Source organism: Hamadaea tsunoensis DSM 44101, assembly GCF_000428945.1.
In the GTDB taxonomy this organism is placed as follows: domain Bacteria; phylum Actinomycetota; class Actinomycetes; order Mycobacteriales; family Micromonosporaceae; genus Hamadaea; species Hamadaea tsunoensis.
In genome coordinates this window covers 31,498-55,280 of the sequence record NZ_AUAX01000020.1, presented here as the reverse complement: position 1 = coordinate 55,280, position 23,783 = coordinate 31,498, and the positions used below count along the sequence as shown (strand labels likewise).

Here is a 23,783-nt window from a genome sequence, read left to right as displayed (position 1 = left end):
GCGCACCTCCTCTAGGGGAAGGGATGGGGGTAGAGGGCGAGATCGTCGTAGCGCAGCGGCGCGGGCGCGCGGCCCAGCCGGTGCGGCACCTCCAGCAGCCGGGGCAGGTCCCGGGTGCGGTGGTGCATGTGGCCGAACGTCATCGGCAGGCTGCCCGGCACGATGACCTTGGCCGAGTGCAGGCCGACCTGCCGGCGCAGGACCTCGTCGGTCTGGTCGACCGCGATGACCTCCAGGCCCTGGGCCCGGAAGTGCTCCACTGTGGAGTCGAGCAGTTCGGTGAGGTCGTGGGCGGGGGCCGGCCCGGTGGGCCAGATCGCCCGCCAGTCCTCGGCCTGCGCCCCGAGCAGGAACTCCAGCCGGGGCCGGGCCTCGGGCAGGGTGTTGAGGGCCACGTGATCGTCGAGCACGCGGACGAGCCGCGGGTCGTCGAGCATCGGCAGCAGCCGCTCGCGGTCGAGGTGCTTCGGCTTGAACCGCACCACGTCCGGCATCACCAGCGCGTCCACGACTGTCTCCGCGGCGGCCGAGCGCATGGCCGCGATCGGGTCCGGGTGCGCCCCGGCCGCGAACAGCGCCTGCGGCGCGCCCGACGCCGGGTCCCGGTGCAGCGCGAGGGCGAGCACCGTCGGCACGGCCAGGTCGTTGGTCGCGTCGAAGAACAGCAGGTCGTAGCCGGCCGCGTCGAGCCGGTCGGCCAGGTGCGGCAGCACCGGGTCCTCTTCGGGTACGCGTACCCGCCGCAGCGGTGTCCGGGCGTACCAGGCCATGAGGAAGGCGTCCCGCTCGGCGACCTCGAAGAGCCCGTAGAGGACGGCCTCGGTGAGGCTGTTGCCCAGGCCGCAGCCGTTGGAGCTCTCGTAGACGAAGCGCGGGCCGTCGGCGCCGTGCAGTCCCCAGTACGCGACGTGCTCCGGCACCGCGATCGGCCGGGTGTTCGTCAGCGACCACCCGTGCACCCACTTGGTGACGGTGTCCGGGGTGTAGGGGATCATCCGGAACCCGGGCTGCCCCAGGTACGCCGGATCGTGCAGCCCCAGCCGGGCCGGGTCCAGTGTGGACGCGGGATCGAGTTCGCTGTAGGAAGCCTTCAGCACCGTCCTGCGCCGGTGCGGCCGCATCCCGGTGTACCGCTCGGCCGCCTCGAACAGCGCCACCCGCTCGGCGTCGGCGAAGGTACGCGACCGGCCGTAGCCCGCTTCGCGTACCTGGCTGTCGCCGGCGAGCTCGGCCGTGACGAGGGCCAGCGGCATCTGCTCGGTACGCCGGATGTGCGCCACCGGCCCATGCCGGAAGTCGAACAGCGCACCCCGCAGCCCTTCCCGCGTCGTCGCCGGGTTCTCGGCCCGGTACGCGTACGGGTCGTCGACCGGGACCGGCGGGAGTTCCATCGTCTCGGGCGCGTCGTCGGGCAGCGGTCCGCAGAGCGCGCAGCCCCGCCGGGCCGGCCGCAGCACGTGCTCGGAGACGGTCAACTGGTCGGTACGCACCGCCACGACGACGCCCTCGAACGCGTCCGGACCCTGGGCCAGCAGCGCGTCGACGACGCCCTGGACGCTCGGCGGGATCAGTCCGCCGAAGCGCAGACCGGCTTCGCGCTGGGGCACGTCCGGACCGAAGACCTCCAGCCGCTGGTGCTCGGCGCAACCGAGGCACACCGGGGCCGCCGCGTGCAGCGTCGGACCGAGGAGGACCAGGCCGCCGTCGAGGCGTACCGGGACGACCTTGTCGGCCGTGGCGAAGGTGATGGAGCTGATGGTCGCCGTGTCGGCACGGGTCCAGGAGTCGAGCAGAAGGGTGGTCATGACGCGCTCCCCACGGTGGTCCGGGCCCACTCGGCCACGGCGAATCCGACCGCGGCGAGGGCCTGGGGCAGGTCGTCGTCGCCGCGGACGACCGGCGGCGGCCCGACGAGGTCGGTCAGCACGGCCTGGAGGTCCTCCTCGTGGCGTACCACGCCCGCGGGCCAGGACCAGCCGTCCGACCAGGGCGTCGTGACCTCCCCTTCGGGCTCCCAGTACGACAGCGCCCCGGTCAGCAGGACAGGCCAGCCTGTGTCCACACCGGACTGGGCGACGCCGGTGGCGGCCAGCGCGGCGAACCCGACGGCATCGGCCGCCTCCGCCTCGACGGCATGCGCCACAACGGTTCCGTCCACCGTGACGACGGCTCGGACCGCTCCGGCCGCGAGCCGGTCGACCGTGAGCGTCGCCGGTACGCCGAACCGCAGCGTCAGCGCCTTCCACCACCGCCGGGCCGCCGGGTTCGACGCCCACTCCGCGTCGGCGACCGGTTCCGCGGCGGGCAGTGCGAGCGCCCGCAACCGGAGCGCCTGGCCCCGGGCGTGGGTGTCGTTGACGCCGACCACGAAGGTCCCGTCCGGGCAGAGCCGGTACGCCGTCCACCGCAGCGCGGCGTCCAGCCGGGCCGCGTCGGTGGTCGCACCGAAGCCGACCAGGTCCCCGGCGCGGGCGAGGGCGGCGGGCTGCTGCGGGAGCGTACCGGCGGCGGGCTCGGGGACCGGGCCGAGGACCGGATCGGTGAGCACGTCCAGCCGGGTGAGGATGTCCGCCACGGTCGCTGGCTGGTCCACCGAACCACCCAGCAGCACCGGGTGGTGGCTGACCCGCAGCGGGTCGAGCCGGGTGACGATGGCCGTCGGGTGCTCCGGGCGTACGCCGGCCGAGTCGGACACCAGGGCCGCCTCGTGCGCGGGGTCGGGCAGGCCGGCGATGGCGCACACGAGCCGGTGGGCCGCCGCGCCGCCGGTGAGGGCGGACAGCACCCACGGCGTCGGACCGTCCACGGCGGACAGTCGCGTGCCGATGATGCCGGTGACGCCGGACAGCTCGCCCCGCGGGACCACCGGCGTGACGAAACCGGTCTCGCCGCGGACCCGCAGACCCACCGCGTACGCCTGCCAGGCCAGCATGTCCGGGCCGTCCGCCTCCGCGACGGAGACGCCGGCGTCGACGAGCGCCCGGACGGCCGCTTTCCGGAGGTCCCCGGCGCCGGTGACGGTGACCGTCGCGGACGACAGCCGCCCCCATGCGTCGGCCGGATCGTCGGCCACGGCGAGCAGCCAGTTCGCGATCGCGGGCGGCGCGGTGAACGTCTCCGGCACCTCGACCAGCATGTCGTGCTCGCGCAGCGACGTGAGCAGCCCGGTGACCGCGCGGACGATCTCCGGCTTCCCCTCCGGAGCGCTCACTTGGTCGGCCGGGATCCCGGCGGCCAGCTTCGCGGACAGGATCTCCCAGATCCGCCACAGTCCGGCGCCGCCGCGTACGGTGACGCTCGACGACCAGCCCCGCAGGTGGACTCCGTCGGCCAGTCTCGTGGCGTGCACGATCGGGCGCAGCTTCACGATGCTCATGACGCCACCTGCCCCGCGTCCGTACGCTGAGCCGCGAGGTAGCCCGCGAGCCGCTCCCGCCAGGTGAGCCCGGTGATCTGCTCGGCCGCCCGGCTGACCAGGAACGCGGCCAGATAGCGCTCGGCCGGTTCGAGGTCGCAGACGCCGAGTAGCAGGTAGAGCATGTTGGTGTTGAACCGGTAGACCACGAACTCGCGCTCGTACGGCGCCTTCTGGAAGTCGATCTTCCGTAGTTCCTTGTGGTACTCGCTGTACTCGGTGCGCTGATCGGGGTCCCACTGGCGCAGCGTGCGGTCGTCGCCGACCCGGCGGGCCCGGTCGGTGTAGGCCTCCCCCGGCGCGCTCGGCAGCTCGCCGCGGTCGAACGCGGGCGCCGTGATCTCCCAGGCCTCGCGGCTCCAGGCCAGCCAGCCGGTCTCCACCGGCGTCTGGTCCCGGCCGTCGGCCATCCGCGCCACCAGGTCGGTCACCCGGCCCGCGTGCCGCTCCCACTGCCGCGTGTAGGTCGCGCGCAGCGTACCGTCGGGGTCGGCGAAGAGCAGGAAGTCCTCCAGGTGGGACAGGAAGGACTGGTGCCCCGCGCCCAGGCCCAGCGGGTAGGCGCCGGCGTGCGCGGCCATCGCGGTCAGCGCCAGCCACACCCGGCCGCTGCTGCCGTCGCCGCGCTCACCCAGCCGCGCCACCGAGGCACCGATCGCGGGTACGCCGAGAGCCAGCAGCCGCGACCGCAGGTCCACCGCTTCGGTGCTGCCGAGCAGCCCGACCAGGTCGGTCCGCGGCTCGACGATCGCGATGGTGTTGTCGGCCCAGATCGGCGTGTACGGCGGCGGGACGAGTTCGGCCTTGCCGGCCAGGGTCGCCCGGCGCAGCAGTTCCGAGGCGAGGGTCACGTCCTTCGACGGGCGTACCGAGACGTGCTCCCGCAGCGCCGCGGCGACCTGGAGGGCGGCCAGTTCCACGGCCGGCTTCGGCCCGCGCAGCCCGATCCGCAGATGCGGCCCGTGCAGCCAGTGCCGCTCCACATGTGTCTGTACATTCTCGACGGACCTGATCGCCGGGAGGACGGCCGCCCGGAGATAGGGCGCCTTCACCGGGTCGTAGTAATGGCTGATCACGTCCAGCCCGTACGCGGTCATCGGGCTCTCCCTTCGTCGTGGGCCGCCTGCGAGCGGGCTCGGTAGACCTCCGTGACGAGTTCGACCACGCGGCCGTCCGGGTTGCCCCGGCCGGGCACGGGCAGCGCCTCCTCGATGCGTACGCCGCCGTCGTGGCGGCCGAGCAGGCGCGACAGCGTACGCAGATGCAGCGCGTTGCCGAAGTCGACGAATTGCGGTTTGTGCGCGTTGACGTACTTGGCCAGATCGTCGGCGCTCTTCATGTCGGTGCCGATCGGACCGAGGAACACCTCCGGGGGCAGCCCGTGGCGGGCCTGCCAGCCGGCGACCGCCTCGGCCGGGACGTCCCCGGCGGTGGCGAGTTCCTGCTGCAGGGCGCCGACGTCCTCGGCCGGCACCCGCCAGGCCCGGCGGGTCAGGACGATGTCGCGGTAGCGCAGCCGCGGCCACACGACCGTCCCGTCCGGACGCTTCGAGGCCGGGGCGAGGTGGTTGATGCTCGCCAGGCCGGCCGAGAAGTCCAGGTACAGCGGGACCATCCGGTCGGGCAGGATGAACGGCACGAGGAACCCGAGGTAGAGCACGTCCAGGTAGGTTCCGTCGACGCGCAGGCGTACCTGGTCGGTCTCGGTGTCGTGGACGACCTCGATGTCCTCCCCGGCGATGCTCGCCCAGGCGGGGTCCTCCCCCACCTCGTCGCCGACCAGCAGCGGATGCAGGTTGGCGTTGAACCCGTTGACCGGGCGGAACTGCGCGATCCGCGAACCCGGGCCGACGCCCCGGCGTACCTGGGCGGCGACCTGGGCACGGGCTTCAGGGGCGACGAGGTCCAGGAAGCGGCTCGTGAACCGGCCCCAGCCCGCGTAGATGTGGTTCAGCACGACCCCGTTGGACTCGCCGTCGAGCGAACCGTCCGAGTAGGGCTGGACGAAGAAGCTGTACGACGCCGGCCGGGAGCGTACCCAGGCGGGCATCGCGGCCTCGGCCAGCGCGGTGATGTCGTCGGTGAGCCACAGCTCGGCGTCGCTCTCCTGGCGGGACGCGGCGACGGCCTCGACGACCAGCCGCCGCGCCTCGGCGAGCTCGCGCAGTTCAGGGGTCAGCAGGCTCTCCTGCCCCGGTGCCGCGTTCACCTCGCCCGACAGCGACAGCAGGCCGCCGGCCTTCCAGATCTCGCCCATCTGCACGGCGAATCCGGCCAGGTCGCGGGTGGCCCCGCCGACACCGTAGCCGGCGACGAACCGGTCGCGGGCCAGCCGGCGGAACACCAGGTACTGGTCGAACAACTCGACCAGGGTGGCCAGCCGCGCCAGGCCCTGCACGGCGTCGCGGCCGTGGGCGTTGCCCAGCCGCAGCGGCGTACGGATGCCGACGTCCTCGCTGAGCACCGGCGCGTCGATCCAGTCGGCGCCCGCCTCGGCGAACGCCTCCTGCCACAGCTCCTTGAGCCCGGCGAGGGCGGCCATCCGGCCGTCGGTCGCCCGGTCGACAAAGGAATTGGTGGCCGTCTCGATCCGCCGCAGCAGGTTCGCCAGCGCGGCCTCGCCGTGCCGGTCGAGCCAGCCGGCGGTGGTGGTGAGCGCGTCGATGTCCTGCGGGTTGGCCGGGGCGATCGGGGCGAGCAGGCCGCCGTCGATCACCTGGAGCACGAACCGCAGCGCCTTGGCGGCCACCTGCTCGGGCTCCCCCGGCAGCTTCCCCGCCAGAACCTCGGCGAGGTACGCCGGCGTGACACCGGCCGGACCCGCCGACCGGGCCTGCGCGACGATCAACGCCAGCGGCGCCGAGTACGCGAGCCCGACCTCCTCCTCCCGGGCGGCCACGATGCGGTCGCCGTACCCGAGCGGGGTGTCCCGCCGGAAGTTGACGGTGCCGCCGTCGACCCGGATGCTCGGCGCCAGCCGGTACGCGATCGAGTCGCGCAGGTTGCCCTGCACGGCGGTGACGACCTTGGCCAGCAGGGTCCGGTTGGCCCGGGCGACGGCGACCGGTTCGCCGTGGACGTTCTCGGTCTCGTCGGCGGCCGCCCACTGTCCCCACGCGACATACGTGAACCAGGACAGCGGGCTCGTCTTCGAGTCGACCCGCAGGGCGTAGCGCAACGCGTTGTGCTCTCCCTTGCGGGCGCGGGCGTCCGGCGTACTGCCGCACGCCGCCGCGCGGTCGATGCCGCGCAGCAGATCCGCCCCCGTGAGGGTGACCGCGCGGCGCAGCGGGTCCGCCGAGCAGGTGGCCGCGAGGGCCGCCCGCTCGGCGGACAGCGCTTCGGGCGCCGTCTGCGCGACGGTGCCGCGCAGTGCGGTCACCTCGGCCATCGCGTCGAGCCAGACCCGCAGCTGGGGTACGCGCTCGGGCAGGTCGCCGAGCTGGTCCAGCAGTACGGGCCGCGGTAGCCGTCCGTTGTGGACGTCCCGCCGCAGCGGCAGCACCACCTTGCGGTGGAACTCGGCGTCGTGCCCGTCGGCGCTGGCGTACAGCGCGTCGCCGAGGGCCGCCGCGGTCCCGCCGAGCGCCCGGGTGACCTCGACCAGCCGTGCGTACGCCGTCCGGAAGGCGGCGGTCGCGTCGGGCGTGGCGGGGTACGGCAGGGCGGCCAGCCGGACCAGGGCGTAGGGCGCGAGTTCCGTGTCGCGAGGGGTGTCCGTGAGCGGGCCGTCGGCGATGGCTTGGGTGCTCATCCGTACCGCACCCCCTCGTCGCGCCGGAACGCCGTCCGGGCGAGCAGGGCGAACAGCAGGGTCCACGCGCCGAGGACGGCCATGGTCCAGCCGGGTGAGGTGATGCGGTCGGCCCGCCCGATGATGGTCAGCACGATCTGCTGGTACTCATGGGTGGGCAGGAACGGCACGATCGGCTGGACCGCCTTCGGCAGCTGGTCGGACGGCAGGAAGAGCCCGCCCAGGAAGGCGAACAGCATGAAGATGATGTTCGCGATCATCATGGCCGCCTGCGGCGCGAACCGGTACCCGATGGCCATGCCGAGCAGCCCGAACGGGATCGACCCGAGCAGTACGCCGCCCAGCCACGCCGGCCACAGGTACAGCGGCAGCTTGATCGTGGTGGTGAAACTGGCCAGGGTGAGCAGCGGGATCCAGCTCACCAGGTTGAAGGTGAGGATGTAGAACAGCCGCCCGGCGAACCGCGTCAGCGACGGGATCGGCAGGACGCGCAGCCGCGACTCCCACGGGTTCTCCCGGTCCGCCGCGACGCCGGCCGAGAGGCTGACGAGCGTGACGTTGAGGGTCGTGAAGAGCAGGAACGGCGTGATGACGTACTCGCTGCCCAACCCGAGCTGCGACAGCCGGTGGGCCGTCGTGTATCCGAAGAGGACGAAGAACAGCAGCGGGAAGAACAGCGCGGGGATCCAGTAGATGGGCATGCGCATCGTGTCGCGCGCATGGGCGAGGGCGTGCCGGAAGACGTGCTTCATCGGGCCACCTTCTCCGTGATCTGGCCGACGGCCGGGCTGACCGGTGCGTCGGCGTCGGTGGCGGTGATGGCGCGGATGGCCTCCTCCAGGCCGACGCGGTCCACCCGGATGCCCCGGAACGGAACGCGGTCGACGACGAGGGCCCGGACGGTGGCGTCCGGATCCGCGGTGTAGATGCGTACGCGGGAGCCGATCCGCTCGACGCGCTCGGCGTGGACCGTCGCGAACGTCAGTTCCGACGTCCCCTCCGGCACGTCGGCCTCCACCAGGTGCAGGCCGACCTGGGCGATGACCTCCTCGATCTCGCCTTCCCGGGCGACCTGGCCGCCCGCGATGACGATGACGTTCTCGGCGAGGTGCTCCGCCTCGATCATGTCGTGCGTGGTGAGCAGCACGGACCGGCCCTGGGCCGCGACCGCGCTGATCGCCGACCACAGCTGGTTACGGGAGTCCGTGTCCAGGCCCGTGGTGGGCTCGTCGAGGAACAGCAGGTCGGGCGCGCCGATGAGGGCCGCGCCCAGCGCCACCCGGCGCCGCTGTCCACCGGACAGGGTGCCGTTGCGCTTGTTGAGGAACGCGCCGAGGCCGAGGGTCTCGACGATGACGGACCGCGGGATGGGGGCCGGGTAGTGCGCCCCGATCAGGTCCAGGGTCTCGGCGACGGTGAGCCGCCAGGGCAGGGCCGTACGCTGCGGGGTGAGCCCGATGCGGGCCTTGATGGCCAGCGTGGTCGGGTCGCCGCCGAGCACCTTGAGCTGCCCGCCGCTGGGGCTGCGCAGGCCGGCCAGGATCTCGATCATGGTGGACTTGCCGGCCCCGTTGGGACCGAGGACGGCTGTCACCCCGGCCGGAACCGTCAGGCTGACCGCGTCCAGCGCGACAACCTGACCATAGGTCTTGGTGACGTGGTCGAGCTGTGCGATGACTGTCACAACTGTCTCCTCGCGGATACGCCAGGGGACGCAAGCGACGCCTGCGTCCCCTGGGCCTGTGTGCTGTCGCACCTCGAAGGTGCATGGTTGTCGGCTACCGGGCAGTCCCTGACGCTGCCGGGTGGCCGTGTCCGGACCGGACAGTCCTTACTGGACGGCCGGCTCGTTCGTGTCCGCGCAGGATCCGCAGCAGGAGCAGCTGCCGCAGCAGGAGGACGAGCTGCTGCTCGAGCTGCCCGACGACGCGCCGGTCTCCGGCAGGGCGGCCGAGTCGCGGATCGAGGTCACCGCGATCTCGTCGAGCTCCAGCTCCTCGACGTTGAAGTCTTCGTTCGACATGATTCACCTCCTTGGTGAGGGGTTGGGGGGATGTACCAGGCGGTGCAGGTGTTGCGGGGGTGTTGCGGTGTGCGGCTACGTACACGGCCTAGGTGACGTAGCAGCACGAGCACGAGGCGTTGCCGCTCGTGTTGACCCAGGACGCTCCGGTCTCGGGCAGCGCCATCGAATCGCGCATCGCCGTGACCGTCAGCGGGCCAAGGTCGAGGTCATCGAGGTCGAACGCGAAGTCGTACTCGGGGACCAGATCCCAGGTGATCGAGCCTTCGGCCATGGTGTGCACCTCCTCTGGGCCGCCCTGCCGGAATCGGGATCCCGGACCGGGCGAGTCGCTGTAGTTGCGCCTTACGTTTTACTTCGTTCCTTCGTTCATCTCTGGAACTACGCTTGAGATTATTCAAACGTCGTACGCATGTCAAGTACCGGGGAACACGAAACTCGTTGTGCCCCAAGGGCTGCGGAAACGTATGTGGATCATCCCTAGTGGACGATGTCGACCCGGTATAGACGCAGGTCAACCCGGCCGCAGTCATCTGCAGGTCGAACTCCCCGACCGGGTCGTTGTGGGAGTCGGGGCCCGGCGTGAGGCGACCCAGCGTAAGTGCGTCCGCTACATAGGGTGTCGAAATTCGGTTGCCCGCGAGGTCAGAGCCCAGGCATGCTCTCGGGCATGACGTACTGAGCGCCTTACCCCGCTTCCTGACACCCGCTGCCCTCGCGGCCCTCGCTGCCGCGCGCCGGGATCTTCCTACGTCGCCCCATCACACCGTGAAGTGAGTCCTTCTTGTCTCAGCAGCCCTTGGCGTCCCCAGCGGCCTCTGTCACCGTGTTCGCCTCCCCCGCCAGCTGGATCGAGTCCGACGCCCTCGACCAGTGCCGCCAGGTCGCCGCCCTCGACGGCATGCGGCACGTCGCGGGCATGCCCGACCTGCATCCGGGCAAGGGCGCGCCGATCGGCGCGGCCATGTCCTCGACCGTGCTCTACCCGCTGCTCGTCGGCTCCGACATCGGCTGCGGCATCGCGGTCTTCCCCATCCGCCTCAAGCGGGTGGCGCCGGAGAAGCTCGCCGCGCGCTTCCCCGACCTCGACCGTACGCCCGAACCGGACGACCTGGCCTGGTCCGTGGTCGACGGCGGCATCCCGGCCGGCCACCGCGACGGGCTCGGCACCGTGGGCCGGGGCAACCACTTCGTCGAACTGGCCCGCATCGACGACGTACGCGACCACGGCCACGCGGCCCGCCTCGGCCTGTCCGGCGGCGACCTCGTCCTCATCGTCCACAGTGGCTCCCGCGGTCTCGGCGAGCGGATCCTGCGGGAGCACACCGAGGTCCACGGCGCCGGACCGGCCCCGGATCCGGACGCGTACCTGGCCCGGCACGACGAGGCGGTCGCCTGGGGGCACCTCAACCGGCGGCTGATCGCGACCCGGGTCGCCCGCGCTCTCGGCGGGGACATCGCGGACGGCACGCCCGTCGTCGACCTGTGCCACAACTCCGTCGAGGTACGCGACGGCGCGTATCTGCACCGCAAGGGGGCCGCCCCGGGCGACGGCAAGGACGTGCTGATCGCCGGCACCCGGGGTACGCGTTCCTTCCTGGTCGCCGGGCACGCCGGTGCCGAGGCGAACCACTCGGTCGCCCACGGGGCCGGCCGCAAGATGTCGCGGGCGGATGCCTTGCGCCGCAACAAGGCCAAGCACACCGTCGAGGAGCTCAGCCGGACGCCGCTCGGCTCCTACGTGGTCTGCGGGGACCGGCAGCTGCTGTTCGAGGAGGCGCCGGCCGCGTACAAGCGGATCGAGCAGGTGGTCGGCGATCTCGTCGAGCACGGCCTCGCCACCGTCATCGCGGCGACCGTCCCGCTCGTCACCTACAAGACGCTCGGCGATACGGCCGAGCAGGGCCGGCGGCGGCGATGAGCGTACACCTGCTGATGTCGGCCGGACGCGGGCCGCAGGAGTGCACCTGGGCCGTGGCGGGCCTGGCCGCCCGGCTCGAAGCGGAGGCCGCGCGCCGGCACCTGACCGTGCACCGGGAGGAGACCGTGGCGGGCGACCGGCCGGGGACCTTCCGATCGGTCCTGCTGCGCATCGGCGGCACGGACGCGCAGCCCTTCGCGGACGCGTGGACGGGGACGCTGTGCTGGCAGGCGCCGAGCCCCTACCGCTCGACGGGCCGCAAGAACTGGTACGTCATCGCCGAGCAGTGCTCGGTACGCGTCGAGACGACCCGGTTCGACGAGGCGGACATCGAGTTCGTGCCGTGCCGCACGGGCGGGCCCGGCGGTCAGCACCGCAACAAGGCCAGCACGGCGGTACGCGCGACGCACCGTCCTACCGGGACGGTCGTCGTGGTGGACACCGAGCGGCAGTTCAGCCAGAACCGGCGCCTCGCCGTCGACCTGATCCGCCGCAAACTGGCCCAGGGGGACGAGGCGGCCGGCCGGGCGGCGGTCACGGCGCGCTGGCAGATCCACGACGACCTGGTCCGCGGCAACCCGGTACGCACCGAGAAGCCCTGACGTGAACGCCCGGCGGGATCCAGCCGGGCGTTCACGATCACTTCAGACCTGGGACGAGTAGCTGCTCGTCCAGCCGGCCGCGACCGGGTTGCCCGCCGCGTCGAAGCAGTTGATCTGCGCGACGATGTCGGTGCCGGCGGTGAACCACGGTTTGTGCAGCCCGCAGAAGAAGTTGTTCGGCCCGTACGCCGTCACCTGCGCGTTGCCGGGCAGGCTCGCCGCGAGGCTGTAGTACTTGATCGTCCACACGGGAGCGCCGCCGCCCACGCCGTTGCTGCCGGCGATCGAGTTGAAGTTCGTCGACGGCGGCCCGGCGCCGGGCATGTCCCAGACGTAGCCGAACCGGTTGGGCGGGAAGGCCGGCCCGTAGAGCGACCGCTTCAGCTGGTACGTCGAGGTGAAGGCGTTGTCGGTGAACGCGCCGGCCGCGTTGAAGCACCAGATCTTGAAGAACTGGCCGTTCGGGGACGACTGCCAGCTCACCGGCTTGCACCGGGCGCCGGCCGACGAGTTGACCGCGGTGACCTGGATGCCGCCATCCTGCGGGCCGGCCGAACCGAGTCCGGTGAACCCGATCGCGTACTGGCCGAGTCCGACGTGCGTACAGGTGGTGCCGAAGCCGAGCGTGGTGTAGTTCGTGATGATCGCGCAGCCCGCGTCGTTGAACATGTACCCGTACAGGCCGCCGCCGATGGCGCCGGAGCTGCGGGCGAACTGCACCGAGAAGCCGGGCAGCGGATCGAGGACGTTCGTCGTACGCCAGCACGAGACGTAGACGATCTCGTTCGGCGGCACCGAGCTGTCCGGTCCCCACTTCTCGGCCTGGCAGAACCGGCCGGGCGGCGACGACAGGGCGTCCTGGACGGCCGTGACGTGCACGACGCCGCCGGCGATGCCCTGTCCGGGGAACTTGACCATCCAGCGGCCGGGCGTGAGCGGGCTGACCGAGGTGGCCGGCGGGTACGCCTGCGACACGGCGCCGCCGTACCAGAGCGCGAAGCCGAACCGGTCGGGGACGGCGGCGCCGGCCGGGTCGGCGACCAGTGCGGTGCCACCGGCGGCGAGCACGAGGGCCGCGGCCCAGGCGGCCCAGCGTTTCCTGCTCATGAGGGGCTCCTTTCGTGAGCTTCCGGGGTGGGAGAGCGGACCCGGAAGAGGAACCCAGTATGTCTATTCATTGACATACCTTGATGTCAGATCACGGACAGCCTGACCGCCGGTCAGCCGGCCGGAAGCAGCTCCGCCACTCCTGGGGCGTGCCGGCGACGCTCGACCCGCGCGTACTCCCGGCGAAGATCTTGAAGGATCAGGGGCCCCGCGGCGAGCTGGTCGCGTAGGGCGGTGAGGGCCGCGGAGCGCACCTGCGGTGCCCATTCGACGGCGCGCTCGACGAGGAAGGGGACGTGTCCCCGGTGCGGCGCGCTCGCCATCGCCGCGACCGCGCGCTCCCGGACGCGCCCGTCGGCGTGCAGGCTGGACAGGGCCGCGACGAGCGGGTCGCGCGGATCGGCGGCCAGGCGCTCCACGAAAGTGGAGAGGTCCAGCTCGCCCCGGTGGGCGTGGTGGAACAGCCCGGCCCGCAGCGCCGGCTGGGCGGCCAGGAACTCCAGCATGGCGGCGGATCGGCGGCGGCGGATCCGCCGCCGCCCCTGGAGCCCGGCTAGGACGCGCAGGAGCGAGCCGTAGCCGGCCGGGTTCCCGCGGCGCAGGGTCCGGCCGAACGGCGCCAGCGACTCGGCGGGCCCGGGCGACCGCCGCCGGGCCAGGGTCCACAGGTGCCCGAACAGCTGCGCGTAGAGCCCGAAACCGAAGAACAGCGCGCCTATGACGCCCCAGACGGGCTCCTCGGGGATCATGCCGAGCGAGCCGCCGGTCATGACCGCCGTGGCGAGCAGCATCAGGCCGTCGCCGAACGTCGTCCGGTCGGGCCGGTCCGGCCGGAACTCGGCCGGCAGGTCCTTGATCATGCCGTCAGCGCCGTTTCGGCCGGTTGATCTTCATGTCGTCGACCGAGGTCGCCGTCCCGCGCAGGGGCCCGTGCGTGATGCGCAGCCGGTCCAGCAGCTCCTCCGCCAGCAGGCATCCTGTCGCGATCGCGTCGTCGTCGCTCGCCTCGGACCCCTGGCGTACCTCGAAGCGGAGGCTGAACGCGTGCAGCGCCCGGTCGTACGCGAGCGTGCCCTCCTCGGTGAACGCCGTCGAGTACAGGTCGTGCTGGTCGGCCTCGGCCAGCAGCTCGGCCTTGCGGGCGGCGTCCAGCCCGGCGAAGGTGCCCCGGACGATCACGCGATAGGTGCGGTCGGTCATGACCTCGACCTTAGTCAGCCGGGCCAGTGGTTTTCCGGTCTCTTCCGGGCCGGAGCACCTACCGAGGCTTGCGCGTTTTGTACCATTTAACCATGCCTAGTGGACGCGTGCCCGGGACACTGATCAAGCACGAACCGCTGCCGGCCGCCCTGAGCCCCACCCAGGCCGGCGCGGCGTACCGGCTGTTCTACCAGGGCACCGGCTACGACGGCCGGCCCAAGCTGATCACCGGCTCGGCCTTCGTCCCGCACGGGTACGCCCCGGCGGACGGCTGGCCGGTGGTGGCCTTCGCACACGGGACGACCGGGCTGCACCAGCGCGCCGTGCCGTCGCGTACCGGGCTGTCCCGGCCGGAACTGGCGCATGTGGACGGCTGGCTCGCCGCGGGGTACGCCGTCGCCGCCACCGATTACGAAGGCCGGGGCGTGCACCCCTACTTCAACGGGGAGGCGACCGCCGACGACGTGATCGACGCCGTCCGGGCCGCCCACGCGCTCGACCGGCCGCTCGACAAGCGGTGGATCGTCGCCGGCTTCTCCCAAGGCGGGCACGCGGCCCACTACACCGCGATCACCGCCACCGCGTACGCGCCGGAACTCGACTTCCGCGGCTCGGTCAGCTTCGGCCCGGCGGTCGGCCTGCGGGCGATGGTCGCCGCGCTCACCGCCGACGGCCACGCACCCGTCCCGTGGGTCATCCCGATGTTCCTCGCCGGACTCCCCCAACTGCACGCCGAGGTGTTCCTCACCGTGGACGGCGTCCGGCTGCTCCGGCTCGCCGAGCGCGCCACGCTCAAGGAGATGGCGTACGCCTGCGCCGACGTGACGAACGACGCGGCCGGCACGACCGGGCTGGCCGGCCACCCCGAACTGACCGAACTGCTCGACCGCATCGACGTCCCGGTGACCACTTTGGACCGGCCCGCGCTCGTGCACGCCGGCGTACGCGACGTCATCGCGCCGATCAGCATCATGGAGCCGTTCGTGCACGCCCTGCGCGAAGCGGGCGGCGACGTCGGACTCGTGCGCTGCGCCGGGGCCGATCACGTCGGCGTACTCGAAGACGGTCTGCCCCACGCCCTGGAATTCGCGGCGCGCGTGCTGGAGGTACCGCCGCGACCCACCGAGGGCTGCCGCTTCAGCCTGCTGGACGCGACGGGCGACGGCTACCTGAGCCGGGACGACTACACGGCATTCGCGTTGCGCCTGGTCCTGGCCCTGGGTGAGGCGCCGCGCTCGCCGCGGGCGCACGCCGTCCGCGAGGGATACCTACGGCTGTGGCGGGCGATCGTGACCCGCGCGGACACGGACGGTGACGGCCGCGTGAGCCGCGACGAGTACGCCGCCTGGGCCGCCCGCTCCGACGCCGACGGCGCGTTCGACGCCGCCGTCCGACCGCTGGCCTGGGCGGTCATCGGGCTCGCGGACACCGACGAGGACGGCCTGCTCAACCGGCCCGACCTGACCCGCCTGCTGACCGCCTGCAACCTGACGAAGGAGCAGGTCGGGCGGACGATCGCGGAGCTGGACACGGACGGCTCGGGAACGGTGAGCGCCGACGAGATCGTCACCGCGGTACGCGACTTCTGCCGGGGGCGCAGCACCGCGGGCGAGTGGTTGTTCGGCCGGGTCTGACCGCTCTCTCGGACTTTGTCGCGGCTGTCCGACTTCTGGGTCCGGCGCGCCGCCGACGGAGTGATCCTTGACGGCCGCGGCGCTACCCGATGCATGATCGATGACGGTTCCGGAGCGCGTCGACCGGCTCCGGCCGCACCTGAAGCGCATTTGATCATGCAGATCGGGCGGGATCGACACCTCAGCCGTAAACTATCAGGAGCTCAGCGCACCGTGTCCGCATGACGGAAGATCGCTCCCGCATCACGGACTACGGCCGAGAGCGGGACGATCTTAGGCGTGATCCACAGCGGCCACGAGGTAAGAACCCGGCTCCCACCCAAGATCCATAGCGGGCGGGATGCAGGAAATCGGCCTCTACCTACATCCCGGCCGCATTGGATCGAGGGAATGGGCCCGAAAACTACATCCCAGCCGCGAACGATCACCAGGAGCCGATCCACCCGGCCGCCATATCGGACAGTCGCGACAAAGTCGGCGCGAGCCCGCAGCCCCGGATGATCGCGCTGCGGACCCCTACGGCAATTGTCCGTTCAACAGTGCGAACGCGTGCGCGATCTTGGCCATGTACACACGGAGGGTGTTTCCGAAGCGCTGATACACCCTCCGCGTGTACATCGGGAGATCATCTCGGCGACGGCGACGGCGACGGCGAGGACGAGGACGAGGACGGGCGCGAGGACCAGCGCGAACGCACGGCGCCACCGAGCGCGTCTCCGCAATTGTCCGATGTGAACGATGCCGCGCGGCCCCCCAACCGAACGCGCCGCATACGCATCTCCCGGCTATTCCGCTCTGCGATTCTCGTGGATGCGAAGCTGGAGCGTGGCCAGGTCCAGCAACGGTGTCGCGACGCCGGAGGCCGACGCCCGCGCCGTGAGGTCGCCCAGGATCTGCTCGACCTCGGTGGCCCGACCCGCGACCAGATCACGGTAGAGCGAGGCCGTGTCCGTCGATCCCGGCCGGGACGTGAACGCGACGACTCCATCCAGAGTGGACTGAGGTACGGGATGCCCCGCCGCCGCCGCGACCGCCGCGCCTTCCGCCGCGATGCGCGCGCCCAGGTCCGCACCGCCCGGAACCGCCACTGCCTCGCCGACGCTGCCGCGCGCGAGCGTGTTCAGGGCGCCGAGCGTACTGATGAAGATCCATTTGTGCCACATCGCCGTCAGGATGTCGCCGGACACCGCGAAGTCGAAGCCGGCGCCGCCCAGCACCGCCGCGACCCGCTCCACGCGCTCCGACCGCGCGCCGTCCTGCTCCCCCACCGCGATGTCCGCGAGCGGCGCGAGCTGCACGATGTCTCCGTCGTCACTCAGCGTCGTGATGACCCGCACCACGCCGCCCAGCACAACCTCCCGGCCGTACGCGTCGTTCAGCGTGTCCATGTGCGCCATGCCGTTGAGGAACGGCACGATGGTGGTACGCGTACCGACCGCGGGCTTGAGGTCCTGGAGCGCGGGAGTGAGGGCGGTGGCCTTCACCGTCAGCAGGACGAGATCGTAGGGACCGTCCACTTCGGATGCGGTGACCAGGTTCGGCGTCACGACGGTGTCCGGGCCGACGCCGGTGATCCGCAGTCCGCGGCGGCGCAGCACCTCGGCGCGGGCGGGCCGAACCAGGAAGGTGACGTCCCGGCCGGCCTCGTGCAGGCGGGCGCCGAAGAAACCGCCGGTCGCGCCGGCGCCGACGACGAGAATCCTCATAGCCGCCGACGTTACGCCGCACCCGTCGACGGCCGCCGTTAGCAAGATCACTCACGCCCCGTGATCCCGCGGAGCCCGCCCCATGATCCCGCGGAGCCCGCCCCATGATCCCGCTTGGATCAGGGAAATCACCCGAATCTTGGGCCAAGATTACGTGGATTTCCCTGATCCAAACCGGATCACGGAGCTGGATCACAGAGCCGGATCGAAGGAGCCGGGTCAGGGGCGTTCGGCGAGGAGGCGGGGCGGGGCGGTTCCGTCGAAGGCCAGGACGACCGGGACCAGTTCGCTCACCGGGCACGGCGACTCCAGGACCGCCTGGTGCAGTTCGCCGACCCAGCCGGAGTCCGCCCGCGTGACCAGTACCGTGTCCGGGTCGGGCAGGCCGACGACCAGGTCGTCGGCGCCGAGCGCCGCGCTCATCTGCCGGTGGAAGTCCGGCAGCGCCACCGCCGAGGACGCGAACATGCCCTCGCGGCGCAGCACGAGCAGTTGCCCCTTCTCCGGGTGCCGCTCGTCCGCGTGGCCGTCGACCTTCAGACCCTGCACGAGCGTACGCGCGGCGGTGTCGAACAGGTCCGCGAACGGGTCGTCGCCGAGCTTCGCGTACGTCACGTGGCTCATGCCGATCTTGCCCTGGGGTGTCGGGGCGACCGCGGCGACGGCCACCCGCAGGCGGCCCGGGACGACCTCGGCGTGCGGCAGGTGTTCCAGCATCCCGATCGACGGGGACGTGCTGCTCCACAGGACGGGCAGGAGTTCGCCGTGCTCGGCCGTGCGGTTCATGTTCTCGACGGCCTCGGCGGCCGCGCGGCTCTCCTGGGCGGCGGCCAGCTGCCGCTGCACGGCGGCGAACGCGTCCGGCCAGCCGTCCGGCCGTTCGGGCCGCTCGAAGCTGTAGGTCACCGCCACCTGCGGGAACGTACGCCCGATGAACTCTTCGTCCGCGGCGGACGGCTGCCATTCGCTGTAGATCCTCGTGACCGCGGCGGCCGCCGTGGCGTGGTCGAGGGGGACGGCGTACCAGGCGCGCTGGATGCTGTACTCGTCCTGGGTCGGTCCGCTCGCGATGAACGGCTCGGGATGGCCTTGGACCTCGAAGGCGACCATGTTGGTCGAGGGGTCGGTGCTCACCCGTCCGCACGTTACCACCGAACGATCTTCCGCGCTCCCCAAGATCAGCCGGCCGGCGTCCCAGGTCGTACACTGTGGACTTGATGGAAGCGCTCCCATTCGCTTAGGATGCGCCCTGTCGGATGCACGCCATTCGATGCGTGGTGCCGAGACTCCGGGCATCTCACTCCACGTGACCATTCCGTTTCGCGCGCCTGCGGGCGCCTGAATCCGTCCCCGGAGTCACACGTGCTCACCACCACCAGACGCGTACTCGCGTCCATGATCGTGTCCGTGACCGGCGCAGCGCTCCTGCTATGGGGGTTGACCATGCCGACCGCCCACGCGGCGGCGGCCGGCTGCCAGGCGACCTACGCCGTCCAGTCCCAGTGGGCGGGCGGGTTCACCGCCAACGTCACGCTGAAGAACCTCGGCGACCCGGTCACCGCCTGGAGTCTCAAGTGGACGTTCCCGGCCGCCGGCCAGGCCGTCACCCAGGGCTGGAACGCCACCTACACACAGACCGGCGCCGCCGTCGTCGCCACGAACCTGAGCTACAACGGCGCCCTCGGCACCGGCTCCAGCACTTCGTTCGGCTTCAACGGAGCCTGGACGAGCGCCAACCCGGTTCCGGCGAGCTTCGCCATGAACGGGGTGACCTGCACCGGAGCGACCACGTCGGCGTCCTCGGCACCGTCGCCGTCCACATCGCCGTCGCCGTCGCGGTCCGCGTCGGCCTCGCCGTCGCCGTCGCGTACGGTCAGCCCGAGCGCCAGCCCCAGCAGCAGCCCGAGTTCGAGCGGCTGGAACCCGCCGGCCAACCTGGTCCAGCCGCTCAACGAGGTGTGGGCGCACTACGAGGCCACCTACAACCAGCTCTACACCTTCCGCAACTACCTCTGGGACCAGATCATGGCCGCCGGCGGGCAGATCAACTACTGCGTACGCTGGGACTCCACCGCCCACGTGACGGCCGCGCTGCGTGACCAGATCCAGGCGGCGCTGCAGCGGCAGTTCAAGAAGTGGATCGACGTGATGGCGGGCCACAACGGCTGGCCGTACGCGACGGTGCCGGTGAAGGTCGTCGGCTGGGCGGTACGCGACCGTGCCACCCTGGAGTGGACGGACAACGCGGTGGACGTCTACGTCAACAACATCCGGGAGGACGCGCCGCAGTGCTCGGAGCCGTGCGGCCGGTTCTTCCACCAGGACGGCAACTACTCGGGCTGCCCGGGAGGGGTCTCGCACCACTACGACGTCTCGCTGTGGCTGACCGCGGGCTTCAGCGGCGGCGCGGGCGGCGACTGGGGCCAGCGGATCGGCAGCGAGTACTTCACCTCGAACCTGAACACCGACAACATCCACATCCTGCTGCACGAGATGGGGCACGGGTTCGGCCTGGACGACTTCTACGACTGGACGCCGACCGGGCAGTGCTGCTTCCTGATGAACGCCGGATCGGCCACCTACATCACCGATTTCGACGCCTGGATGCTGCGCGACTGGTGGCGGCATCTGAAGAACCGCTGGGGCTACTGAGCAGCGGGCCGGGGCCGTGCTCCTGCGGGCGCGGCCCCGGCTCCCGCCGCCACGGCGTCGCCACGGCGAGCGCAGCCACGCCGAGCACGACCGGAACGACCAGCAGTACGCCGCAGCAGGCGAGCACGGCGACGGTGAAGCCGCTGCCCACGACCGCGCTCCACCACAGCGGACCGCCCCGGGGCAGCAGCCGGACGGCGGCGAGCAGGCCGGTCGCCGAGACCGCCGCGAGGCAGGCCGAGGTGGCCCGCATCAACGTGGTGAGGTCGAGGTGCCACACGAGGCTCGCCGCGCCCGTCAGCCCGCAGGCCGCCAGCTGTGCGACGACGCCACGACGGGGTACGGATCCGGCGTCGCCGCTGAGCCGGCGGGGCAGCGCGCCCGCGCGACCGAGCGCCGCCACCAGCCGCGCGCCCCCGGCGATGTAGGTGTTGACGGCGCCGAGCGTGAGGAGCACGGCGACGGCCGCGGTCCCCGCCCGGGTGGCCGGGCCGAGCCCGCGCTCGAACAGCAGCGTCAGCGGCACGTCGGTCGCGCCCGCCCGGTCGCCGAGCACGCCGAAGACGGTGCCGGCGAGCCCGAGGTAGAGCACGCTCACCAAGGCGAGCGTCAGTCCGGTGGCGGCGATGATGTGCCGCCGGGGATCCCGGAACTCCGCCGACAGGTGGCTCGCCGCCTCCCAGCCGGCGAACGCGTAGAAGAGCACGCTCGCGGCGGTGGCGACCGCGGGCCACCCGTGGGGCGCGAACGGATGGAAGTTGGCCGCCCGCGCGGCGGGCAGGGCGGCGGTGATCGCCGTCAGCAGCAGGACCACGAGCAGGCTCACCGAGAACACCTGCAGCCGGCCGGACACCCTCAGCCCCGCGTAGTTGGCGCCGAACGCGGTCAGCAGCAGTCCGGCGGCGACCGGCAGCACCGTTCCCCCGCCCCCGCCGAGCGTCGTCGCGACGTATTCACCCCCGATGATCGCCCCGGCCAGTACGCCCATCGGGACGGCCGCGGCGAACCACCAGCCGACCATGGCCGCCACGCGTACGCCGAAAGCACGCCCGGCGAAGGCCGCCACGCCGCCGCCGTCCGGGAAGCGGGCCCCGAGCGCGGCGAAGGCGAGGGCGACCGGCCCGCTCAGCAGAAGCATGGCCGCCCAGGCGAGCAGGGAGGCAGGACCCGCGGCGCGGGCGCCGAGCGAGGGCAGGGCGAGGACCCCGGGACCGAGGACGGCGCCGGCGTACAGCGCGGTTCCCTCGGCGAGCCCGAGGCGGTGCCGGGTGTCGAGCGTCATGAGTGCCTCCATGCGGACATGGCCGCGCTTCGTGCGGCATGGAGGGCACACGCTAGGCACAAGACCGGGGGAATTACCGTGCCGCCGAACATCATTCGGCAGATCCTGGATAATGACGACCGTGGACGAACTAGATTCGGCGATCCTGCGGGAACTGCAGACGGATGCGCGCCAGACCAACCGGGAGCTCGCGGCCACCATCGGCGTCGCCCCGTCGACCTGCCTGGAACGTGTACGCGCGCTGCGGGCGGCCGGAGTGATCACGGGCTACCACGCCGGGGTGAGCCTCGCCGCGCTCAACCGGGGCGTCCAGGCACTCCTCGCCGTCCAGGTACGCCCGCTCAGCCGCGCGGTCATCGAGGACTTCAAGTCCCACGTGGCGAAGCTGCCCGAGGTGCTCTCGGTCTTCGTGGTGGCCGGTGGCGACGACTTCCTCGTGCACGTCGCCGTGCAGGATGTCGAGCACCTGCACGCGTTCCTCATGGACCGGTTCAGCCAGCGGCGGGAGATCGTCGGCTTCCGTAGTTCGATCATCTACCAGCACGTGCAGAACACCGTGCTCACCCGCCTGGCCGATGCCTGAGTCTTTCGACCATCCGCCCGTCTCCGGAGTTCACGGGCATTAGCGTGGATCGGGTGGGCGTACAGCTGAACCGCCGCCACCTGTTCACCGCCGCCTCCCTCGCGGCGGCGGCGGCCGTGACGGGCTGCGGTTCCGACGAGAAGCCCGCACCTCCCGCGGCACCGAGCCCGAGCCGGCCGACCCCGGCGCCGCCCGCCAACGCGCCCACGACGATCGACGAGGCCGCCGTACGCCGCAAGGTCGCGAGCCTGCTCGTCGTCGGCTTCCGCGGCCAGTCCGTCGGCCCGGACGACTGGATCGTGAAGGCGATCAGGGAGCAGAACATCGGCGGGGTCATCCTGTTCGACACCGACCAGCTGACCGGCGGGCCGCGCAACATCTCCTCCCCGGCCCAGGTCACGAAGCTTGTCGCGAGCCTGCGCGCGGCCGCCGGCGGCCGGCCGCTGATCGTCTCGATCGACCAGGAGGGCGGCCGGATCGCGCGGCTCAACCCGTCCAACGGCTTCCCGGCCAGCCAGTCGCAGGCCGAGGTCGGCGCGATCAACCAGGCCGCGCACACCCGGTCCTGGGCGCAGGGCATGGTCACCAGCATGAAGTCCGTCGGCGTCACGATGAACTACGCGCCGGTCGTCGACCTGAACGTCAATCCGGCGAATCCGGCCATCGGCAAGCTGGGCCGCAGCTTCTCCGCCGACCCCTCGGTGGTCGTCGCCAACGCCACCGAGGAGATCGGAGTCCACCGGGCCGCGCACATCCAGACCTCCATCAAGCACTTTCCCGGCTTCGGCAGCGCCGCCGGCAACACCGACTTCGACGTCGTCGACGTCACCGACAGCTGGCACCGCTCGGAACTCGTGCCGTTCCAGCGGCTCATCGCCGCCGGCACCGCCGACTCGGTCCTCGTCGCCCACCTGCTCAACCGCCAGCTCGACCCGGACAAGCCCATGTCGTTGTCCCGCAAGGTGGTCACCGACCTGCTGCGCGGGCAGCTCGGCTGGCAGGGCCCCGTCGTCAGCGACGACATGCAGGCCGCCGGGATCACCGCCCGCTTCGGCGCCGCGGAAGCGTTCACCCTGGCCGTCCAGGCCGGTGTGGACCTTCTCGTGTACGCCAACCAGCAGGTCTACGATGCCAAGGTGGTCGAGGAGACGCTGGCGACGGCGGTGGCCCGGGTGCGCAGCGGCGACCTGACGATGGCGCAGATCGACGCGGCCGTGTCCCAGGTGGACAAACTCCGCCCCTGAGCCGCCGGGGCCCACCTCAGGGTCAGCGCGGGGTCAGCGCGGTCAGCTGCTCGATGTCGTGGCGCGCCCGCAGCTGCGCGATCGCGGTCTGGTCCGGGCGGCCGCCCCCGATCAGCTCGCCGAGTTCCCGCAGGTACTCCTCATGCCCGGAGGGCGTCACGAGGAACAGCATCCGCGCGGGCGCCGGGCCTGGATTGTGGAACGCGTGCGGTACGCCGGCCGGCACGTACATGCTGCTGCCCGGCCCGCCCCGCAGGACCTCGCGGCCGTCGTCGGACTGCCAGCCGCGCCAGTCGCCGGCGCCGGTCGCGTACCCGGGGCGGGGTTGGAAGGCCAGCAGATCGAGCTCGCCCTCCAGGACGTAGAACAGCTCCTCCGCGTGGTGGTGGAAGTGCGCCCCCACGTCGAATCCGGGCTGGACCACGGTCTCGAACACCGACCAGGCCGGCGTGTGCTCGGCGCCGACCTTGAGGGTCATGCCCGATCCGCCGATGGGCCGGCCCGACCCGGGCGGCAGCAGAAGTCCGGTCATCGCAGTGTTCTCCTCGCCGTCGACGGTGTCGCGGGTATCGCGTCCCTGCCTGCCGACGCTAGCGCCGCGCGGCCGCCGCGGTCCTGGTACGGATCCTGCTACCCTCGCCGCTGGCGATCGGGGGACGA

Annotated in this window: 21 protein-coding genes; 6 read left to right on the top strand and 15 right to left on the bottom strand. The window is 71.9% G+C overall.

The genetic code is table 11. The annotated features are described in order from the left end of the window. Nucleotides 1–11: 11 nt before the first annotated feature. The 8 genes from G401_RS48645 to G401_RS48625 form a co-directional block, all read right to left on the bottom strand. Nucleotides 12–1,805 (bottom strand): TOMM precursor leader peptide-binding protein, encoded by a 1,794-nt coding sequence (locus tag G401_RS48645; RefSeq protein ID WP_084557660.1) that lies wholly within the window; start codon nucleotides 1,803–1,805, stop codon nucleotides 12–14. Next, entirely contained in the window at nucleotides 1,802–3,376 is a 1,575-nt protein-coding gene (locus G401_RS0126630; protein ID WP_027344872.1) for a hypothetical protein, read from the bottom strand. The genes G401_RS48645 and G401_RS0126630 overlap by 4 nt, the downstream gene beginning before the upstream one ends. Continuing rightward, nucleotides 3,373–4,512, bottom strand: coding sequence for a lantibiotic dehydratase C-terminal domain-containing protein (locus G401_RS0126625; protein ID WP_027344871.1), 1,140 nt, complete (start codon nucleotides 4,510–4,512; stop codon nucleotides 3,373–3,375). The genes G401_RS0126630 and G401_RS0126625 overlap by 4 nt, the downstream gene beginning before the upstream one ends. Further along, complete coding sequence (locus G401_RS48640; RefSeq protein WP_051367196.1) at nucleotides 4,509–7,169, bottom strand: lantibiotic dehydratase; 2,661 nt, start codon at nucleotides 7,167–7,169, stop codon at nucleotides 4,509–4,511. The genes G401_RS0126625 and G401_RS48640 overlap by 4 nt, the downstream gene beginning before the upstream one ends. Further along, a complete protein-coding gene (locus G401_RS53365; RefSeq protein WP_051367195.1) occupies nucleotides 7,166–7,921 on the bottom strand; it encodes an ABC transporter permease in 756 nt (251 codons plus the stop codon). Before G401_RS53365 ends, G401_RS48640 begins: the two co-directional genes overlap by 4 nt. After that, a complete protein-coding gene (locus tag G401_RS48630; protein ID WP_034593213.1) occupies nucleotides 7,918–8,853 on the bottom strand; it encodes an ABC transporter ATP-binding protein in 936 nt (311 codons plus the stop codon). The genes G401_RS53365 and G401_RS48630 overlap by 4 nt, the downstream gene beginning before the upstream one ends. A 147-nt stretch (nucleotides 8,854–9,000) precedes the next feature. Beyond that, on the bottom strand, nucleotides 9,001–9,192 hold the full coding sequence (locus tag G401_RS0126605; RefSeq protein ID WP_027344870.1) for a thiazolylpeptide-type bacteriocin: 192 nt from the start codon (nucleotides 9,190–9,192) through the stop codon (nucleotides 9,001–9,003). Between the two features lie 88 nt (nucleotides 9,193–9,280). Next, a complete protein-coding gene (locus G401_RS48625) occupies nucleotides 9,281–9,466 on the bottom strand; it encodes a thiazolylpeptide-type bacteriocin (RefSeq protein ID WP_034593212.1) in 186 nt (61 codons plus the stop codon). A 510-nt stretch (nucleotides 9,467–9,976) separates the two neighbouring features. Between G401_RS48625 and G401_RS0126595 the strand changes: the two genes are divergently transcribed. Both G401_RS0126595 and prfH read left to right on the top strand, forming a co-directional pair. Next, nucleotides 9,977–11,113 (top strand): RNA ligase RtcB family protein, encoded by a 1,137-nt coding sequence (locus G401_RS0126595; RefSeq protein ID WP_027344869.1) that lies wholly within the window; start codon nucleotides 9,977–9,979, stop codon nucleotides 11,111–11,113. Then, the gene (gene prfH, locus G401_RS0126590) at nucleotides 11,110–11,715 is read left to right on the top strand and encodes a peptide chain release factor H (RefSeq protein ID WP_027344868.1); all 606 of its coding nucleotides are present in this window, start codon (nucleotides 11,110–11,112) and stop codon (nucleotides 11,713–11,715) included. Before G401_RS0126595 ends, prfH begins: the two co-directional genes overlap by 4 nt. Before the next feature lie 42 nt (nucleotides 11,716–11,757). On the opposite strand, the gene G401_RS0126585 is transcribed toward prfH, so the two are convergent. From G401_RS0126585 to G401_RS0126575, 3 genes are all read right to left on the bottom strand, one after another. Beyond that, a complete protein-coding gene (locus tag G401_RS0126585) occupies nucleotides 11,758–12,822 on the bottom strand; it encodes a hypothetical protein (RefSeq protein ID WP_027344867.1) in 1,065 nt (354 codons plus the stop codon). A gap of 113 nt (nucleotides 12,823–12,935) precedes the next feature. Next, the gene (locus G401_RS0126580; RefSeq protein WP_027344866.1) at nucleotides 12,936–13,682 is read right to left on the bottom strand and encodes a hypothetical protein; all 747 of its coding nucleotides are present in this window, start codon (nucleotides 13,680–13,682) and stop codon (nucleotides 12,936–12,938) included. A 4-nt stretch (nucleotides 13,683–13,686) separates the two neighbouring features. After that, the gene (locus G401_RS0126575; RefSeq protein WP_027344865.1) at nucleotides 13,687–14,022 is read right to left on the bottom strand and encodes a DUF6204 family protein; all 336 of its coding nucleotides are present in this window, start codon (nucleotides 14,020–14,022) and stop codon (nucleotides 13,687–13,689) included. 92 nt (nucleotides 14,023–14,114) lie between these two features. On the opposite strand from G401_RS0126575, the gene G401_RS53360 reads away from it, so the two are divergent. After that, entirely contained in the window at nucleotides 14,115–15,656 is a 1,542-nt protein-coding gene (locus G401_RS53360) for a lipase family protein (RefSeq protein WP_084557641.1), read from the top strand. Between the two features lie 785 nt (nucleotides 15,657–16,441). On the opposite strand, the gene G401_RS0126560 is transcribed toward G401_RS53360, so the two are convergent. Together G401_RS0126560 and G401_RS0126555 are read right to left on the bottom strand one after the other, a co-directional pair. Then, on the bottom strand, nucleotides 16,442–17,362 hold the full coding sequence (locus G401_RS0126560; protein ID WP_027344864.1) for a 2-dehydropantoate 2-reductase: 921 nt from the start codon (nucleotides 17,360–17,362) through the stop codon (nucleotides 16,442–16,444). Nucleotides 17,363–17,581: 219 nt separating this feature from the next. Beyond that, nucleotides 17,582–18,496 carry a hypothetical protein gene (locus G401_RS0126555; protein ID WP_027344863.1) on the bottom strand — a complete coding sequence of 305 codons (915 nt, stop codon included), beginning with the start codon at nucleotides 18,494–18,496 and terminating at the stop codon, nucleotides 17,582–17,584. A gap of 228 nt (nucleotides 18,497–18,724) precedes the next feature. Here G401_RS0126555 and G401_RS0126550 point away from each other — a divergent pair, with 228 nt between their 5' ends. After that, entirely contained in the window at nucleotides 18,725–20,014 is a 1,290-nt protein-coding gene (locus G401_RS0126550; RefSeq protein WP_027344862.1) for a cellulose-binding domain-containing protein, read from the top strand. On the opposite strand, the gene G401_RS48615 is transcribed toward G401_RS0126550, so the two are convergent. Beyond that, nucleotides 19,947–21,296: an APC family permease gene (locus tag G401_RS48615; protein WP_084557659.1), complete on the bottom strand. Its 1,350-nt coding sequence runs from the start codon at nucleotides 21,294–21,296 to the stop codon at nucleotides 19,947–19,949. The two genes, G401_RS0126550 and G401_RS48615, sit on opposite strands and share 68 nt — an antisense overlap. Before the next feature lie 112 nt (nucleotides 21,297–21,408). Between G401_RS48615 and G401_RS0126540 the strand changes: the two genes are divergently transcribed. Continuing rightward, a complete protein-coding gene (locus G401_RS0126540; protein WP_211240849.1) occupies nucleotides 21,409–21,879 on the top strand; it encodes an Lrp/AsnC family transcriptional regulator in 471 nt (156 codons plus the stop codon). Nucleotides 21,880–21,932: 53 nt separating this feature from the next. Continuing rightward, nucleotides 21,933–23,123 carry a glycoside hydrolase family 3 N-terminal domain-containing protein gene (locus G401_RS0126535; RefSeq protein WP_245601850.1) on the top strand — a complete coding sequence of 397 codons (1,191 nt, stop codon included), beginning with the start codon at nucleotides 21,933–21,935 and terminating at the stop codon, nucleotides 23,121–23,123. Between the two features lie 22 nt (nucleotides 23,124–23,145). Here the strand turns inward: G401_RS0126535 and G401_RS0126530 are convergent, their stop codons facing one another. After that, the gene (locus G401_RS0126530; protein WP_027344859.1) at nucleotides 23,146–23,655 is read right to left on the bottom strand and encodes a cupin domain-containing protein; all 510 of its coding nucleotides are present in this window, start codon (nucleotides 23,653–23,655) and stop codon (nucleotides 23,146–23,148) included. Between the last annotated feature and the right edge of the window lie 128 nt (nucleotides 23,656–23,783).